Consider the following 15,832-nt stretch of genomic DNA (forward strand, 5'->3'; position numbering starts at 1 on the left):
TTCTCACCTCCTTTATAAGAAATCTCATCTAAATTATGATAATTCTTTAGCAATGGCTCGTCCAGCTTGCCTTCCTGTAAACAAACAGCCGCCGACAAACGTTCCTTCCAATGAGCGGTAACCATGGATGCCGCCTCCGCCAAATCCTGAAACTTCTCCAGCTGCGTATAGACCTGGCACAGGTTTTCCAGTTGCATCAAGGACTCTGCCCGATAAATCGGTCTGGAGACCGCCTAGCGTTTTTCGACTGACAATGTTTAATCGTACTGCGATTAAGGGACCCTTTTTGGGATCAAGAATTCGATGCGGGGGTGCCACTCTTATCAGTTTGTCCCCAAGATAATTTCTTGCTCCGCGCATAGCTGTAATTTGAAGATCTTTTGTAAATTTATTTTCAATCTCTCGGTCTCTCGCAAGGATCTGTCGCTCAATCTCTTCCAGAGATAACAAGTGATCACCAGAAAGTGTATTCATACCGGCTACAAGTTCAGACAAGGTATTCGCAATCACAAAATCTTCGCCCTTATCCATGAATGCCTTAACCGGGGCAGTAGGACCGGGCAGGACTCGGGCTAACACTTTTTTGATACTTTTTCCGGTTAAATCAGGATTTTGCTCTGAACCAGATAAGGCAAACTCTTTTTCAATAATTTTCTGAGTTAAAATGAACCAGGAGTAGTCGTAGCCTGTTTTCATAATGGCTTCCAGCGTCCCCAACGTATCAAAACCAGGAAAGTTCGGAGCAGGAAAGCGCTTCCCATTAGCATCANNGGCAGGATTCGGATGCCATGGTTAGGCCAAACAGGGTCCCAGTTTTTTATTCCTTCGGTATAATGCCACATTCGGTCACGATTGACGATTCGTCCGCCTGCTTTTTCTGTTATCCCTAGCATTCTTCCGTCGACATGTTTTGGGACCCCAGAAATCATATTTTGAGGAGCCTTACCAAGTCGTTCCGGCCAATTTTTTCGAATGAGTTCATGGTTTCCACCAATGCCTCCGCTTGTCACCGCAACAGCCGATGAATGAAACTCAAATTCCCCAATTACCTCTCGTGAACTGGCCTCCCCGCGAGCTGAATTACTTGGAACTAGGATGTCTCCCCTGACACCGGTAATGATACCATTTTCTTTCAATAATTCATTCACACGATTGCGGGGGCGATAATCGACAAGTCCGTTCTTCATTGCTTGTCTGACTCGATCCTCAAATGGCTTAACGAGACCTGGGCCAGTTCCCCAGACAATGTGGAAACGTGGGACTGAATTGCCATGGCCTTCAGCTGTGTAGCCACCTCGCTCTGCCCAGCCGACAACCGGGAAAAAACGAACCCCCATTCCTGTCAGCCATTCTCTCTTTTCGCTGGCGGCAAAATCAACATATGCTTCGGACCACTTTTTCCCCCAATAATCCTCATCCTCCTCTCTGTCAAACCCTGCTGCCCCTAACCAGTCCTGCCAAGCAAGTTCCCTGGAGTCCTTGATCCCCATTCTTCTTTGTTCGGGAGAATTAATAAGGAATAAACCTCCAAATGACCACCAAGCCTGACCGCCGAGAGAAGCTTCTGGTTCTTGATCTAAAAGCAGTACTTTTTTTCCTGCATCCGCAAGTTCAGCCGTTGCAACCAAACCCGCTAGTCCTGCACCCACCACAATCACGTCAAATTTCAAATAAATCCCCCCGGATATTTTATAAGGTCAAGTTCATGACTTGTGAAATTTTCTGAAAAGTAAATATACTCCAGTATATCATACCTAACATCGGAATTTTGATGTAATAAATAGGATTCAGAAGAGGATTATAAAAAATTTGAAATTTAAAATTATTCTATCATTTCAATCTTTTTTTGATTGTGCAAATCGTATATCCTATAAATTGAAAGAGAATTTGTACTAGGATCATAAATTAGGAATCTCGAGAAAAGAAGGGTGGAAGAGTGATGACAACAACCTTTACGCATAAGCAACAGGCGGTAAATAGTTTTAATGCAGTCTGGGATCTCCTTGATTTGAATGTGAGGACGAACGAAGAGACAGAGAAAATGATCCATCTAGCCCATACATCTTTTTATCATTGGACCCAGGTTGAGGGACATACAGCAAAGAACCTATCCATCGGTTATTGGCAGCTATCAAGAGTGTATGCGACAGCAGGGCTTGGAGAGAGGTCAATGTATTATGCGGAACGTTGTCTATCTATCAGCCTAGAAAACGAAATCGATCCCTTTTATATTGGTTATGCCTATGAAGCATTAAGTCGAGCAAATGCTTTGTTAGGTCATAATGATAGATCAATAGAACAAGCTGAAAAAGCAATGGAATATGCAAAAGAGGTAGTTGATGAAGGTTCAAAGGAAATGCTGATTAAAGATTTGGAAGAGATTAAAAACAAAAGAAATTAAATTGACTAAAAAAGAGAAGCAGGAGTGAATATACCCAACTGACTTCTCTTCTTATTTCTACAGATTTGTATCAAATTCCTGAATCACCCTTTTTCTTTCATCGGACCTTTCACTATAACTCCCGCCTGTGAATTTTGAAATCGTATTTCTCCAAAAAGCTTGTGCAGGGTAGTTTTTTTCAATTTGTGTGATTTGCCATTTACCAGGAAAAATAGTGAATAGCTGTTTTGCTGCTATTTTTCCAAATCCTCTCCCAGCATATTTTTGGATGATAAAGAATTCCAGTATTGAGTTTGGCTCTTCTTCAATACCACTTTCAACTAAGGCAAATCCAATCAGTTCATCATCCTGTTTAATAAAAAATGGATGATGGTTGGGACTTATCCAAAATTCAGTTAAATCATATGGCCTATATAGCCCATTATCTTCTAAAGTTATCTCAGGCAAAAACTTAGTAAATTCATAGATGTAAAATTGCATGAGATTATGTAAAATGTTCTCATCTTCCTTCAGCACTTTAACTAGGTTGATCATTGTTATCCTCCAAACTTGTTAATTTCTCCTAAAGAAAGTTTGACAAAGTGCTATCATTTTCCTTTATTTAAACTATTTTTTGAAATATTTGATGTGAAAAAATTTCTATTTTTCATAAAAGATGGAAAAGATTAGGATAGTAGGAAGCAAGCTGAAATTAGAAGAGGAGATTTCATGGTATTTACCTTTTATTTTGTCTTAAGTTGGATGATGATGGGATTACTTATCTTTAATCGTCAGAAGAACCGAGGGACGAGAAAGGAGATTTTATTTCTTGTCCTGCTAACCTGTCTCATTAACACTCACACATATTTAGGTTTATTTGAAACATTTAAATGGATGAAAACCACAACCACTCCGAAATTATATTTGGCATTTCTTCTATTTCGAAGTGTCTTCAGCCCATTATTTGTTTCCTATCTCATTATGTACATAAATAATAGTACTTTAAGAAAACAGTTTTTACTCCTTTTACTGTACTGTCTAATAATCCTCGGGATTGATAAAGTAAATTTAAGCAGTGAGTTATATACCTTTAAGAAGTGGAATCATTTTTTTACCGTTATTTATTATCTGCTTTATTTGTTTTTTGCCATGTATGCATTTAATTGGTTTAAAGGACTGCAAGAGCAGGAGGTGAAATGCGAGGATGATGTTGGTAGAACATAAATTTGGTCAGAATGATTATTTTGTTATTTGTGCGGTTTTAGTATCCTGGGGAATTTTTTTCTTTTTGCCAAAAGTGTTTTCAAAGCAATTAACCATTCTCATCTTCCTTTATAGCCTAACAGCTGCAGGTCTTTTCGATAATTCGATTGGAGCTGAACCGCTTGACTTTTATGATATTATGGATGGTCCTGCATACACGGTTATGGATATAGTGGTTTACTTCCTCTATCCGCCATATTCTTATCTCTTTCTATACCTTTATAAAAAATATCAAATAAAGGATCGCTACTTAGTGTTTTTTATTTTAAGTTTTACGTCGGCCGCTATTGGGGTAGAGTGGATTTACCATAGCATGGGTGTTTTTCATTATAAAAACGGAAACAGTATCATATACTCTGTTTGTACTTATCTATTCATTCAATCTTTATTAATCCTGTTTTACCGTTTCTTACGGACAAATCAAGCGGAGACTTAACAAAAACCAGATGAATTCTGGTTTTTGTTAGTTTAGAGGATTTTTCTCAAGAAAACTCTTAAGTTCCTTCAAATTTTTTGATTGATGAATCACTCCATTATTATCAAAAAGAATATAGGCAGATTGATGTTCTATTGGCAACTTCGGATAAATCTTCTCAACCATTTCAAGTGTTGGTAAGCTTAAAATATTGGTGGCGGCTTTACGTACCTTTTGATCATCTTCAATAGGTGTTTGTCCTTCCTGCACCCCGATGACTAGCAGCGAATAGGACTGGTCAGTTTCTGCTAATAAATTTGGATAGGGGAAAGTGCCGTCTTTTGTCATCTCGACGGTTTGCTGCGGCCGTTCACTAGTAGACTTAACTTCACTTGCCTTATTTGGTTCACTGCTCTGACATGCAGATAATAGAAGGATTCCTGCGATAATTGGACAAATCATTTTTATCATTAGCTTTCTTCCTTTGGTGTGTTTATGTTCTCCTTAACAACATAGCATACGCACGAAACCAATGGACGAGATGAATGTGGAGATATCTTGAAAAGCGAAGAGAAAGATGTCGCAAAATCTACCCTTGAACAATAGAGCCATAATCGATACATTAGAAGGGAAGAATGAAAAAGTAGGTGGCATCCTTGGAAAAACGATATTTTACAATTGGTATGGCAGGGCATATCGACCACGGGAAAACGTCCTTAACCAAAGCGTTAACCAATGTAGATACAGATAGATTAAAAGAAGAAAAGGAACGTCAAATTTCCATTGAGCTCGGTTTTGCACCATTATACGAAGATCATGAAATCCAAATTTCAGTGATTGATGTGCCAGGACACGAACGGTTTATCCGGCAAATGATCGCAGGCGTTGCTGGGATTGATTTGGTCGTGCTCGTCGTTGCAGCAGACGAAGGTGTGATGCCGCAAACGAGAGAGCACTTAGACATCTTGAAATTCTTAGGGGTAAAAAATGGTTTGGTGGCCATATCAAAAATTGATCGAGTCGATGAAGAATTTATCGAACTTGTAAAAGATGATATTTTAGCGGAGCTTTCTGGAACAGTATTTGAGGGCGCACCGTTTGTTTTGATAGACAGTCTTTCTAAAAAAGGCATCGATGAGATCAAAGCATTAATCATTAGAACGTTAAAGGAACAAGAAATGCGAGATGCGAAAGGGGCATTCCGTCTCCCGATTGACCAGGTATTTACAGTAAAGGGCCAAGGTACTGTTGTCCGAGGAACGGTGTATGAAGGAACAGTAGAAGAGGGACAAACCCTAAAAATTATGCCCAAAGGGCTGGAAGTCAGAGCACGGCAGATTCAAGTCCACCATTCACCAGCTGAAAGGGCATTCGCAGGACAACGAACGGCAATTAATCTCTCAGGTATCTCCAAGGAAGATGTTGAGAGGGGAGATGTGCTTGTCTCCTCAGAACATTTCCTTGTCACGAAGACACTGGATGTTGCGATTCGTGTCGTTGAAGACCTTGAGCATATGGTCAAACAGCGAATGCCAATTAAGCTTCATATTGGAACCGCGGAGGTAATGGGAAGGATTGTCTTTTTTGATCGTAATGAAATCAAGGAAGAAAATGGCGAAATCCTTTGTCAGCTGAGACTCGAGGAGGAAATTTTAACAAAACGCGGGGATCGCTTTATTTTACGTCGTCCGAGTCCGCAAGAAACGATTGGCGGGGGCTGGGTGATTGATCCACGTGGTGACAAATATCGATTTGGCAATCAGACCATTGAAGAATTGGAAAAGAAAAAGGTTGGTTCACCAAAAGAGCGGATCACTGCTGCTTTAATGGAAGCAAAGTGCCTGCCGCTGGATGAGTTAATCAAACGCACTTCTTTAGACGAAGTCACAATAACTGAAAAATTAACTGAAGAAGAATTTGTTTTATTTGACGGGAAAGAATATACGGTCCAATTGCTGATCAATTCCATTGAGGAAGATATTTTTGATAGATTACAGGATTTTCACCTTCTTCATTCGATGAAAATAGGGATAAACAAAGCTGAGCTATTACAAACCCTTCAAAAAAAAGTTCCAAAGCATTTATTGGATTTTGTTGTGGAGAATGGAATTGCCAAACATAACTTTAACAGAAGAGGGCAGTTTGTTTCATTAGCCAGTTTTGTCCCACATGTGCCCAAAAATTGGGCAAAGCGGACTGAAAATCTAATTGCAGAATTAAAAAAGGATGGATTAAAAGTTCGTTCCTTAAAAGAGTATTTTGCTGATGCCGGAATACCTGCCACACTGGAGGCAGATTTAAGACGCTTTTTAGAAGAGGAAGGATTACTTGTCCAGCTGGATGCCCAGTTTGCATATCATGGAGATGTGTTTCAACAAGCAGTGGCTAAATTGCGCAGTCAAACAGGAGCAGAATTTGATGTCGGAGCGGCGAAAGATGTTCTTGAACTTTCACGGAAATATATGATCCCATTTTTAGAAAAATTAGATTCAATGGGTCTGACCCAACGTGTGGAAAACAAGAGAATTTGGAAAAAGTAACAAAATAGCCCCATTCCGAACTGGAATGGAGGCTTTTCGTCATTATGATAAAAACTCTGCTGGGTTAAGACCAAGCTCACGGCAGATATCGCTAACCATTTGCTTTTCATTGTTGTCAAAATTTCCATCAGCATAGCCAATGGCGATGCAATACCGGGCGACAAGACGAGCAATTTCAGGCTTGGTTCTTATTTTTCCAAGAGCACGGAAGGCCTCCGCGCGACCCATCATCCGGTCATTTTCTATTCTAGAAACAAACATGTTGAATTTTTGAATAACCTTCGTTGTATCAAAAACTCGTAATTCCTCACTTTGATGGACGAACTCAATCATTTTCTGGCGTTCAGAAGCATCCAAGTACCCATCTGCCATGGCCACTAAAGCACAGGCAGCAACCACTGCCTCAAGGACATCCTGACTTTTGTAGCGATTAAAGAGTTCCTGTGCTTTTCTCTTTGAATTGTTTGCCCATTCAGCGTAATCGGTTTGCGAAGGGGACCAGGAATTGCCGCAGCTATTACATGAAAATTTCAATTGGTTTTTCCCAATGAATCCGCCAAGTAAGCCGACAGGACCAAGGATGAGTCCGCCAATGGCAGCTTTACCCAGACCGAATCCTTTTTTTCCAGTCCTCACATTTGACGAGTGGCAGCGCGGACAAATGATTTCATCTCCACCATATGTCTGGTGTGAATTGACCGTCGCAGGATACGACTGTGTAGGAAATCCGTAGGCAGGCTGTTGATTGGATGATTCAGGCTGAAGATGTGTACGCTGCTGATTAGGATTTGAATAATTTTGTTGGTATGGATTACTCTGCTGGAACGGATTAGGGCTTGATTGACTTTGCTGGTATGAATTAGGACTTTGTTGGTAGCTTGGTGGTGTTGGCACACTCGAAGGTGGATCATCAACTGCAATCCCAAAGTTCCGGCAAAGTGCTGCAAGGCCTCCTTGGAAACCGCTGGCTATCGCATTAAACTTCCATTCTCCATTGTGCCGGTACAATTCAGCGGCGACAATCGCTGTTTCTACCGTAAAGTCTCTGCCTAAGTTAAATCTTAATAATTCCTCATGCGTTTGCTCATTAAAAATACGCACATAAGAGTCTGATATTTGTCCAAAATTTTGCCCTTTCATTTGAGCATCATGGATGGTAATGGTGAAGGCAACCCGATGAATGTGGGAAGGTACCCTAGCTAAATCAATCCTGATTTGCTCATCATCTTGTGCTCCTGCACCGGTACGATTGTCACCACTGTAGATGATTGATCCGTTTCCGCCATTAGGATTATTATAAAACACAAAATCCTGATCACTGTTCACTTTACCAGATTCACCTAATAAGAAGGCAGATGCATCTAGATCAAAGTTTGAACCCTGCTGATTAATATTCCATCCTAACCCGACCACGACATTTTGCAGGCCAGGGTGAGATTTGGTTAAATCTACTTTTTGTCCCTTGCTAAGTGTAACACCCACTTTATTTCACTCCTCAACGATTATGTTCCTATGTACATTATAATGTATTTTTAAAAAAGGGAAAAATTTCTAGATGTTCCATGTTCCTTTACTAGTTATATGTACGAAATAATGATGAAAAAGTTTCAAAATAAAATGAAAGGGACTAATTTGCCCTTTTTCTTTAAAAAAGAACGCCGATCCATTGGACCAGCGTAGTTGAATCAGTCGATAAATTTGGAGTCATTTTTATTTTTTATAAATGGCCACCAGTTGGCTTCTCCAAATGTTTTCACCATTACAGGGACAAACAATGGAAGGACCACTAGGGAGTACAAGGCTAATCCGATTAATAGAATCGTAGCAATTTCCAGCAAGGATAAAACTCCTGATGGCATCATCGCAGCAAAAGTACCTCCTAAGATAATCGCTGCTGAAATTATAACGGTTCCCATCTTTTTCATAGACAGTAGAATGGCTTTTTCAACTGGCATGTTTCGATATTCGTTGAAGCGATCCATTAAGAAAATACTGTAATCGATTCCTAAGGCTACTAATATAACAAAGGCAAAGAAAGGCACAGCCCAACTTATTCCAGAGTAACCTAATAAATTAACAAAGATTTTTTCTGAAATGGCCATCGAAGTATAGTAGGTTAAGACGAGTGAGCCAATCAGATAGAGCGGCATAATGAGTGAACGGAGCAGGATTATTAAGATAATACTAATCCCAACAAGCATTAGCACTACGGTTCTTGAATAATCCGCTTTTGAAATAGAATCAAGGTCGTTATGCATACTTGATACACCGCCGACTGCCACTTTAGCATTTTCGAGTTTGGTGTCCTTAATAACGCGTTTGACTGCTTGCTTTATTTCTGGAACGCGGTCAATCGCATCATTCGAATATGGATTTTTACTGAAGATCACATCAATCGTCATTACTTTTCGATCTTTTGACAAGTAAGCATCGAGTGCTTGCTCAAAGTCTTTACTGTCTAGCACGTCCTGAGGAATATAAAATCCATTTTGTTTCTGATTGGATACTTCAGATAAGTAATCTTGGGCAGAATCCAGTCCATCTGACACTTTATTTAAACCATCCGCACTTTGGGTTAAGCCATCTGAAAGTTGTGTAATCTGACTGCCCATATCTTGGAAACCTGTTAGGAGCTGTTTTTGCCCGTCATTAATTCCGGAGAGTCCACCGGTAAATTGGGGAAGTCCTGCAATGACTTTTCCTTGTCCGTCAGCCATTTTATCGAGTCCAGTTTCAAGATCGGAAATCCCTTTTAACAGGCCTTCCATTCCGTTAATCAGGGCTTCTTGGCCAGCTGTCATTTCTGTGAATTTACTGTTCGCAAACTCTATACCTTCTTGTGCACCCTTAAGTCCAGCATTAAATTGCTGCAACCCGCCAGCTAATTCTTTTGTTGCGGTTTGCGAGCCCTGAACAGTCATTTTAATAGCTTGATAGTTTTGATTTTGACGGATATCACTGTATTGTTGTTCTAGATTTGAAAAATATTGATTTGTCGCCGTTAGAGTTTTGTTCAAGGTACCTAATTCTGATGCGACCTTTTCATATTGCCCATGGATAGTGGCTAATCCTGTACTTGCCTTTTTATAGCCAGCGAGCAATTGTTTGCTTCCGGCTAAAACCTCTTCGGATTTTTCCTTAACCTGGGTTAAACCATCTTTTATCTGGGCAGAGCCGGCGGAACCAGATCTAATTCCTTTCTCAATAACTGTCAGCCCGCCTTGGATGTCGCCCATCCCTGTTTTTAGTTTATTGGTTCCGTTTATTAACTCGCTGATTCCGTCAGTGGCTTCCTTCATTTTCGGCTTATTGGCTGCCATCTGGCTGCCTGCTTGCTCGAGGCCATCGCTGATTTTTTTAATTCCATCATTGCCTTGACCGAGGCCTTTCCCGAGACTTGCCACTTGTTTGGATAAATATAAATCATCAATTGTTTCCCCGGTTGGACGGGTCACGGACCGCACGGAATTCACATCATTGATACGTGCGAGCTCTTGACTTATTTTTTCAGTTATAGCCATATATTCGGAAGTATTCATTTGATCATCGTTTTTAATGACTATTTGGGTGGGCATAGACTCGCCTGGTCCAAATGAATCAGAAATAATATTAAAACCCTTTATCGATGGAAAATCATCACTGATTTCTTCAAGTGAATTAAACGATAATTGGTCCTTATAGGTGAATAAGAAGGGGATAGAGATGACCCCGACAATAATAAAAGCAATCAGTGGGCGGGCGAGTGCAAACCTGCCGGCAAATCCCCAAAATTTACTTTCACTGTGTTCCAGTTTTCCCTTGGATGGCCAAAATAATTTTTTGCCAAGCACAGCCATGAAGAAGGGGACAATTGTGACAAGTGCAATTAATAGAATGGCGACACCTACGGCAACCGCCGCTGCTGATTGATAGAGCTTAAAGGTCGAAAATCCAATCGAAGCAAACCCAATCATAACTGCAACCCCGCTAAAGAAAACCGTTTTTCCGGCGGTACGGTAGGTTTCCACAATCGATTCTGTTACACTATCATTCTTTGCCATTTCTTCTTTAAAGCGGCTAAGTAGTAAAATACAATAGTCTGTTCCAATACCAAAGAGGACAGCAACTAAGAAAATCTGTGTAAAGGTTGAGAGTGGAAAGTTAACTTTATCCACTAATAAAGAAACAATCGACTGAGCCGTAAGATAACTGAACCCAACCGTAACCAATGGAATAATTGGTGCTATTGCTGATCGAAACACGAGTAAAAGCACAATCAGAATAAATCCTACAGTAATTCCTTCTGTTTTTTTCAATCCTTCTTGCGAGTTGGTAACAAGGTCATCGCTGATTACCCAATTACCTGTATAGTAATGATCCAGTTTTACATTATCAATTTCTTGGTATAATTCATCTACAATGTCTTTGGCTTCTCGGCCATTCACATCTACTTTTACGGATGCAAGAATAGTTTTCCCATCCTCAGAAACCAGTTGATCTTTTAGTTCAGCTTGCTTAAAGTGGGTTAAAATTTCTGAAATCCCCAGCTTTTTCTTGTTTTTCTCAAGCTGATTCACGGCTTTTTCCGCACTTTCAAAATCGGCCTTGGTTAACTTTTTATCACTATGGAAAACCAATGCGGTTTGAAGATTACTGCCACTGTTTTCACTAGATTGAACATCTTTGAGGATTTTTTCGGCGATAGTTGAGGAGTATCCTTCCGGTACAGTAATTTGCCCTTTCTCTCTAACCAGTGCCTCCATATTTGGTGCCACCATAAATAGGGCGGTGATAACGAGGATCCACGCGAGTAAAATAAACCATTTTCCTTTTATGATCGCTCTCACTGTTTATTCCCCCAGTTCTTCCTTTTTCTTGTTGACTAAAATTTGTGCCAATTTTTCATACGTACTTATAAAAGTAGTAATTTCCGATTCTTCAAATTGGGTAATGATGGATTCCACAAGCTGTTGAACTTTTTCTTGGCAATCCTCGTAAAGGGTGTAACCTTCCTTTGTTAGGGTTAAGTAAACCACTCTGCGGTCGTTTTCATCACGAGTTCTTTGTATTAGTCCTCGATCGACCATTCGATTAATGATGGCGGTGATGGCGCTTTTATTGACTTCGAAAGCATCGGCTAGCTCCGTAGAAGTGCATTCCTTTGCTTGATGAATATATCTCAATATGTAATGCTGGTCGTTTGTGAGTTCGTCGCCAATTTGCCCCTTGATTAAATATTCCGCTTTTTTGTGGACTTGAAAGGATACGGACACATACCGGTTGATTAACTCTTGGATGACATTTTTATCCATGACTGTTTTCACCTCGTTATTTATAAAAATAGTTAAATTGTTTAACTATTCACTTGTTAAACTATATAATAATCAACTAATTTCTGTCAATCGAAATAAACTTTGTTTAAATCTGTGATTCCTCGTAAATCTAAAGAACTTTTAAGGAAAAGTTAAGGAATAAACATAATACTGGATGTAAGTTAGAAATTTTCGCATCCTGGGCGGAATTCAGGAACGCAAAAAGGAGTAAGTAAAGATGAAAAAATGGATAGTAATTGCAGGTAGCGTCCTAGTTATTGGATTTGTCGGATATCAATGGAAACCATTATCGCTAAGTCCAAAAACCGTGTCCGCGCAAGTTAGAACGGCAGTGGTTCAAAAAGGTACGTTAAACGTCAATATCAGTGGTTCGGGAACCGTTCAAGCGGTAACCAGCGAAGATATTAAATCAAAGTTTGATAATAGTGAAATAGACGAGGTGTTAGTAGCGGTTGGGGAGAAAGTAAAGAAAGGTGATGAATTAATTACCTTTTCAGATGGAAGTGACCCTGTAACAGCATCAGCTACAGGAGTTATTACGAGCCTTGCAGTTTCAGCAGGCGAGCGTGTTACGAATGGACAAGTGGTTGCGCATGTAACCAATTACAACGAATTACAAACCGTGGTCCAAATTGATGAGCTTGATATTTCCAAAATAAAAAAGAAACAGGCCGTTAACTTAACAATTAATGCGTTTCCTGATCAAACATTTACTGGCAAAGTTTCAGCTATTTCTGAAGAAGGAACATCCTCAAGCGGAGTTTCCACTTTCGCTGTTACCATTCATATTGACAAACCAGATCAACTTAAAGTCGGAATGAGTGCGGAAGCACGGATTTTAACGGTAAGTAAGGAAGGTGCTCTTTATGTTCCGCTTGATGCTGTATATACATCAAATAAGGAGAAATATGTCATCATCAATTCAAAAAGCACTGATAAGAACACCTCTGAAAATAAGAAAAAAACCATTCAAACCGGCTTAGCAAATGAAGATTATGTGGAAATAACAAAAGGTTTGTCAGAAGGTGAAACGATTAAGTTACCGCAATTAGCAAAAGCTAGCTCTTCTAAAACTTCAACTACAAATACTCAAAATAGTGTTTTTGGTGGTTTGGGCAACGCGGGAGGAATGAACCGTAACTTTGGAGGAAGGGGTGGTAATTAAGTGGGGGGGAATTTCACTTCTTAATGTCCACTGTTATAAGTGAAAGGTAAACAGCAATCATGTGGTATGTTCGGATTGCATCGTTTGCTATAATTATTTTTATATGATGCTTAGGAGAGAAAGAGAATGCGCTTATTAGTTGTAGAAGATAATCTTCCTTTATTAGAATCAATCGTTCAGCTTTTATCCGATGAGTTTGAAGTTGATCAAGCTTCGAATGGCGAGGATGCATTGTTTTTGGCGATGCAGAATATTCATGATGTGATTGTATTGGATGTAATGATCCCTGAGATTGATGGGTTTGAAGTGTTACGAACTATTAGGAAGGAAGGCTTAAAAATACCAGTCCTTTTCCTTACTGCAAGAGATTCGCTCGAAGATCGTGTTCAGGGACTTGATAGCGGCGGAGATGATTATTTGGTTAAGCCATTCCAAGCTGCTGAATTAAAGGCGAGAATCCGTGCCTTGTTAAGAAGAAGCGGCAGCTTAACAACCAATCAAACGATTCAGTATCGCGGGATTGAATTGTTAGGGAAGGAAAGAGACATTGTTGTCGATGGCAAACAGATCAAACTGACTGCAAAGCAATACGAGCTATTAGAATATTTGATTCAAAATAAAGGGGCCATTCTTACAAAAGAACAAATCTATGACAGGGTTTGGGGATTCGACTCAGATACAACCATCGCAATTGTGGAGGTATTCATGCACCATCTCCGTAAAAAATTAGAACCATCAGGCTATCATACTGATATTAAAACGATTCGCGGCGTTGGCTATATGTTGAACGAAGAATAGGAGCTCACATGTTTCGGCAAACACTTATTAAATTAACCTTTCTAAATTCATTGGTATTTATCGTTCTTATTAGTATACTAGGGACCGTCATTTATTTTTACACAGATAATAAATTATATAAAGATGTCAACCAATCCCTGCTCGAATCAATAGAACATTTGCAGCAGCAGCCGGATGGACCAGGAGAAATTCGAGAAGGAAATGGGGGGAATGGCGGGCAATTTCCAAAATTTATTAGGAGGGACCCACGGATATTAACCCTAATCTGGGATGAGGACAATCAGTTGTTGTTGGAACAAAACCGAGATGCGGACATTTTTGAAGGTAATGAGAAATTGATCCAGCCAACAGAATTAAATACTCTAAAGGATGTGGATGTTGAAGATTTTTCCTTTAGGTATATTGCCTTTAAGGTGGAACATCCCCAATTAGGAAAAATAACCGTTCAATTTATTCGCAATGTGAACTCTGAACAAGAATTATTGGACAGACTTTTGTTGATTATGTTAATTGGTATGGGTGTTGGAATCATGTGTGCTGTTGCGTCAGGATATTTTTTAGCGGGAAAGGCATTAGTACCGATTAAAAAAGCTTGGCAGAAGCAGACAGAATTTGTATCCGATGCTTCGCACGAGTTAAGAACCCCATTAGCGGTGATCCAGGCAAAAACGGAAGTCCTATTTCGGGCCCCAAAAGCAACCATTCAGGAACGGATTCTTGACGTATCAACGATATCCAATGAATCAAGACGGCTTTCTAAATTAGTGACCAACTTATTAACACTTGCGAGATCGGATTCTGATCAGATTGAGGTCAAAAAGGAACAATTCCAACTCGATGATTTGTTAAAAGAAATTCTTCAACAATACGAGGAAATTGCATTGTATCAAGAAAAGTCGCTTCATTTGCAAGAATCGGAACCTGTGAGATTTTTTGCAGATAAAGCAAGAATTCATCAATTAATCGTCATATTATTAGACAATGCCATGAAATATACAAATGAAGGCGGGGAAATACTGCTTTCATGTTCACAGAATCATTCCTCGATTTTTCTTAAAATAAAGGATACCGGGATTGGAATTCCAGAAAAAGATATTCCAAAAATCTTTGACCGTTTCTATCAAAGTGACAAAGCGAGGACGGCTGCGGAAGGAACAGGACTCGGTTTATCGATTGCAAAATGGATTATTGAGAAACATCATGGTAAGACTAAGGTGCAAAGCACCCTCGGTAAAGGAACAACAATTGAAATCATTTTTCCAAAAACCCAAAAAAATTAATTTTGGGTTTTTTTTTGAAAAAAATCAAAGTAAATCTATTTCTTAAGAAAAACTTAAGGAAACCCCTTCATAATGTGTTTGTTATTATTCAAACAAAGATTCTTACATGGAAAACTGAAGGGAGAAGTTTTAACATGAAGAGTACGAGAAAGGCACATCTGTGGATAGGCTTAATTGCTTCCATTTTCATCTTTATTGAATCCTTGACAGGTCTCGTAATGAATGAACCTTGGTTAATCGGACAAACACAGTTCGAAGGCGGAAAAGGAAATTTCCAAACAGGCCAGTTTAACCCAGGACAGCGTCCACGAGGAATGAATGGCGGTTTTGAGCAAGGAAATCAACAAAATTCTGGACAGCAAGGTCGCCAATTTCAAGGACAAGCTAATGGTCAGAATGGAAACGGTCAGTTCCAAGGGCAACGCGGCTTTGGAGGAAATGGAAACCTGCCGGAAGGAATTCGTGGACAAGGGATGGGGCAAGGTTCGATTATGTCAATCATCCGTGGACTTCATGAAGGAAGAATGGGCAATACAAATGTGAAATGGTTAATAGATTTAACGGCTGTTGCTTTAATGATTTTAACAGGGACAGGAATCTATCTAACGATGAAAGTTATCGCTGCCGAAAATAAGCGAAAGAAACGGCAGGCAGAAAGCTTATTTGAATAGATTAATAA

At 39.7% G+C, this 15,832-nt stretch carries 13 protein-coding genes and 1 pseudogene; 8 read left to right on the forward strand and 6 right to left on the reverse strand.

The features are described from left to right. Nucleotides 1–33: 33 nt before the first annotated feature. Nucleotides 34–1,670, reverse strand: a pseudogene (locus V7659_RS10515) (FAD-binding dehydrogenase). Nucleotides 1,671–1,939: 269 nt separating this feature from the next. Here V7659_RS10515 and V7659_RS10520 point away from each other — a divergent pair. Then, a complete protein-coding gene (locus tag V7659_RS10520; RefSeq protein ID WP_335539961.1) occupies nt 1,940–2,401 on the forward strand; it encodes a hypothetical protein in 462 nt (153 codons plus the stop codon). A 57-nt stretch (nt 2,402–2,458) separates the two neighbouring features. Here the strand turns inward: V7659_RS10520 and V7659_RS10525 are convergent, their stop codons facing one another. Next, nucleotides 2,459–2,935, reverse strand: coding sequence for a GNAT family N-acetyltransferase (locus V7659_RS10525; protein WP_335539963.1), 477 nt, complete (start codon nt 2,933–2,935; stop codon nt 2,459–2,461). A 174-nt stretch (nt 2,936–3,109) separates the two neighbouring features. On the opposite strand from V7659_RS10525, the gene V7659_RS10530 reads away from it, so the two are divergent. Next, entirely contained in the window at nt 3,110–3,604 is a 495-nt protein-coding gene (locus V7659_RS10530) for a hypothetical protein (RefSeq protein WP_335539965.1), read from the forward strand. Further along, a complete protein-coding gene (locus tag V7659_RS10535) occupies nt 3,585–4,079 on the forward strand; it encodes a hypothetical protein (protein WP_335539967.1) in 495 nt (164 codons plus the stop codon). The genes V7659_RS10530 and V7659_RS10535 overlap by 20 nt, the downstream gene beginning before the upstream one ends. Before the next feature lie 27 nt (nt 4,080–4,106). Here the strand turns inward: V7659_RS10535 and V7659_RS10540 are convergent, their stop codons facing one another. After that, nucleotides 4,107–4,529: a hypothetical protein gene (locus tag V7659_RS10540; RefSeq protein WP_335539969.1), complete on the reverse strand. Its 423-nt coding sequence runs from the start codon at nt 4,527–4,529 to the stop codon at nt 4,107–4,109. 185 nt (nt 4,530–4,714) lie between these two features. Between V7659_RS10540 and selB the strand changes: the two genes are divergently transcribed. Beyond that, nucleotides 4,715–6,598 (forward strand): selenocysteine-specific translation elongation factor, encoded by a 1,884-nt coding sequence (selB, locus tag V7659_RS10545; RefSeq protein WP_335539971.1) that lies wholly within the window; start codon nt 4,715–4,717, stop codon nt 6,596–6,598. A gap of 42 nt (nt 6,599–6,640) precedes the next feature. Here selB and V7659_RS10550 read toward each other — a convergent pair whose 3' ends face one another. From V7659_RS10550 to V7659_RS10560, 3 genes are all read right to left on the reverse strand, one after another. Continuing rightward, nucleotides 6,641–8,080, reverse strand: coding sequence for a TerD family protein (locus V7659_RS10550; RefSeq protein WP_335539973.1), 1,440 nt, complete (start codon nt 8,078–8,080; stop codon nt 6,641–6,643). A gap of 203 nt (nt 8,081–8,283) precedes the next feature. Continuing rightward, nucleotides 8,284–11,424 (reverse strand): MMPL family transporter, encoded by a 3,141-nt coding sequence (locus V7659_RS10555; protein WP_335539975.1) that lies wholly within the window; start codon nt 11,422–11,424, stop codon nt 8,284–8,286. A 3-nt stretch (nt 11,425–11,427) separates the two neighbouring features. Next, on the reverse strand, nt 11,428–11,889 hold the full coding sequence (locus tag V7659_RS10560; protein WP_335539977.1) for a MarR family winged helix-turn-helix transcriptional regulator: 462 nt from the start codon (nt 11,887–11,889) through the stop codon (nt 11,428–11,430). A gap of 238 nt (nt 11,890–12,127) precedes the next feature. Between V7659_RS10560 and V7659_RS10565 the strand changes: the two genes are divergently transcribed. The 4 genes from V7659_RS10565 to V7659_RS10580 all read left to right on the forward strand — a co-directional run bounded on the left by V7659_RS10565 (nt 12,128) and on the right by V7659_RS10580 (nt 15,824). After that, nucleotides 12,128–13,075, forward strand: a complete 948-nt coding sequence (locus V7659_RS10565) for an efflux RND transporter periplasmic adaptor subunit (protein ID WP_335539979.1) — start codon at nt 12,128–12,130, stop codon at nt 13,073–13,075. Nucleotides 13,076–13,201: 126 nt separating this feature from the next. After that, the gene (locus V7659_RS10570; protein WP_335539981.1) at nt 13,202–13,873 is read left to right on the forward strand and encodes a response regulator transcription factor; all 672 of its coding nucleotides are present in this window, start codon (nt 13,202–13,204) and stop codon (nt 13,871–13,873) included. Between the two features lie 8 nt (nt 13,874–13,881). Then, nucleotides 13,882–15,153 carry a sensor histidine kinase gene (locus V7659_RS10575; protein WP_335539983.1) on the forward strand — a complete coding sequence of 424 codons (1,272 nt, stop codon included), beginning with the start codon at nt 13,882–13,884 and terminating at the stop codon, nt 15,151–15,153. Between the two features lie 74 nt (nt 15,154–15,227). Continuing rightward, complete coding sequence (locus V7659_RS10580) at nt 15,228–15,824, forward strand: PepSY-associated TM helix domain-containing protein (RefSeq protein ID WP_335539985.1); 597 nt, start codon at nt 15,228–15,230, stop codon at nt 15,822–15,824. Nucleotides 15,825–15,832: the final 8 nt, after the last annotated feature.

It is taken from the genome of Neobacillus drentensis, from assembly GCF_036966985.1.
GTDB classification, from domain to species: Bacteria; Bacillota; Bacilli; order Bacillales; family Cytobacillaceae; genus Neobacillus; species Neobacillus drentensis_E.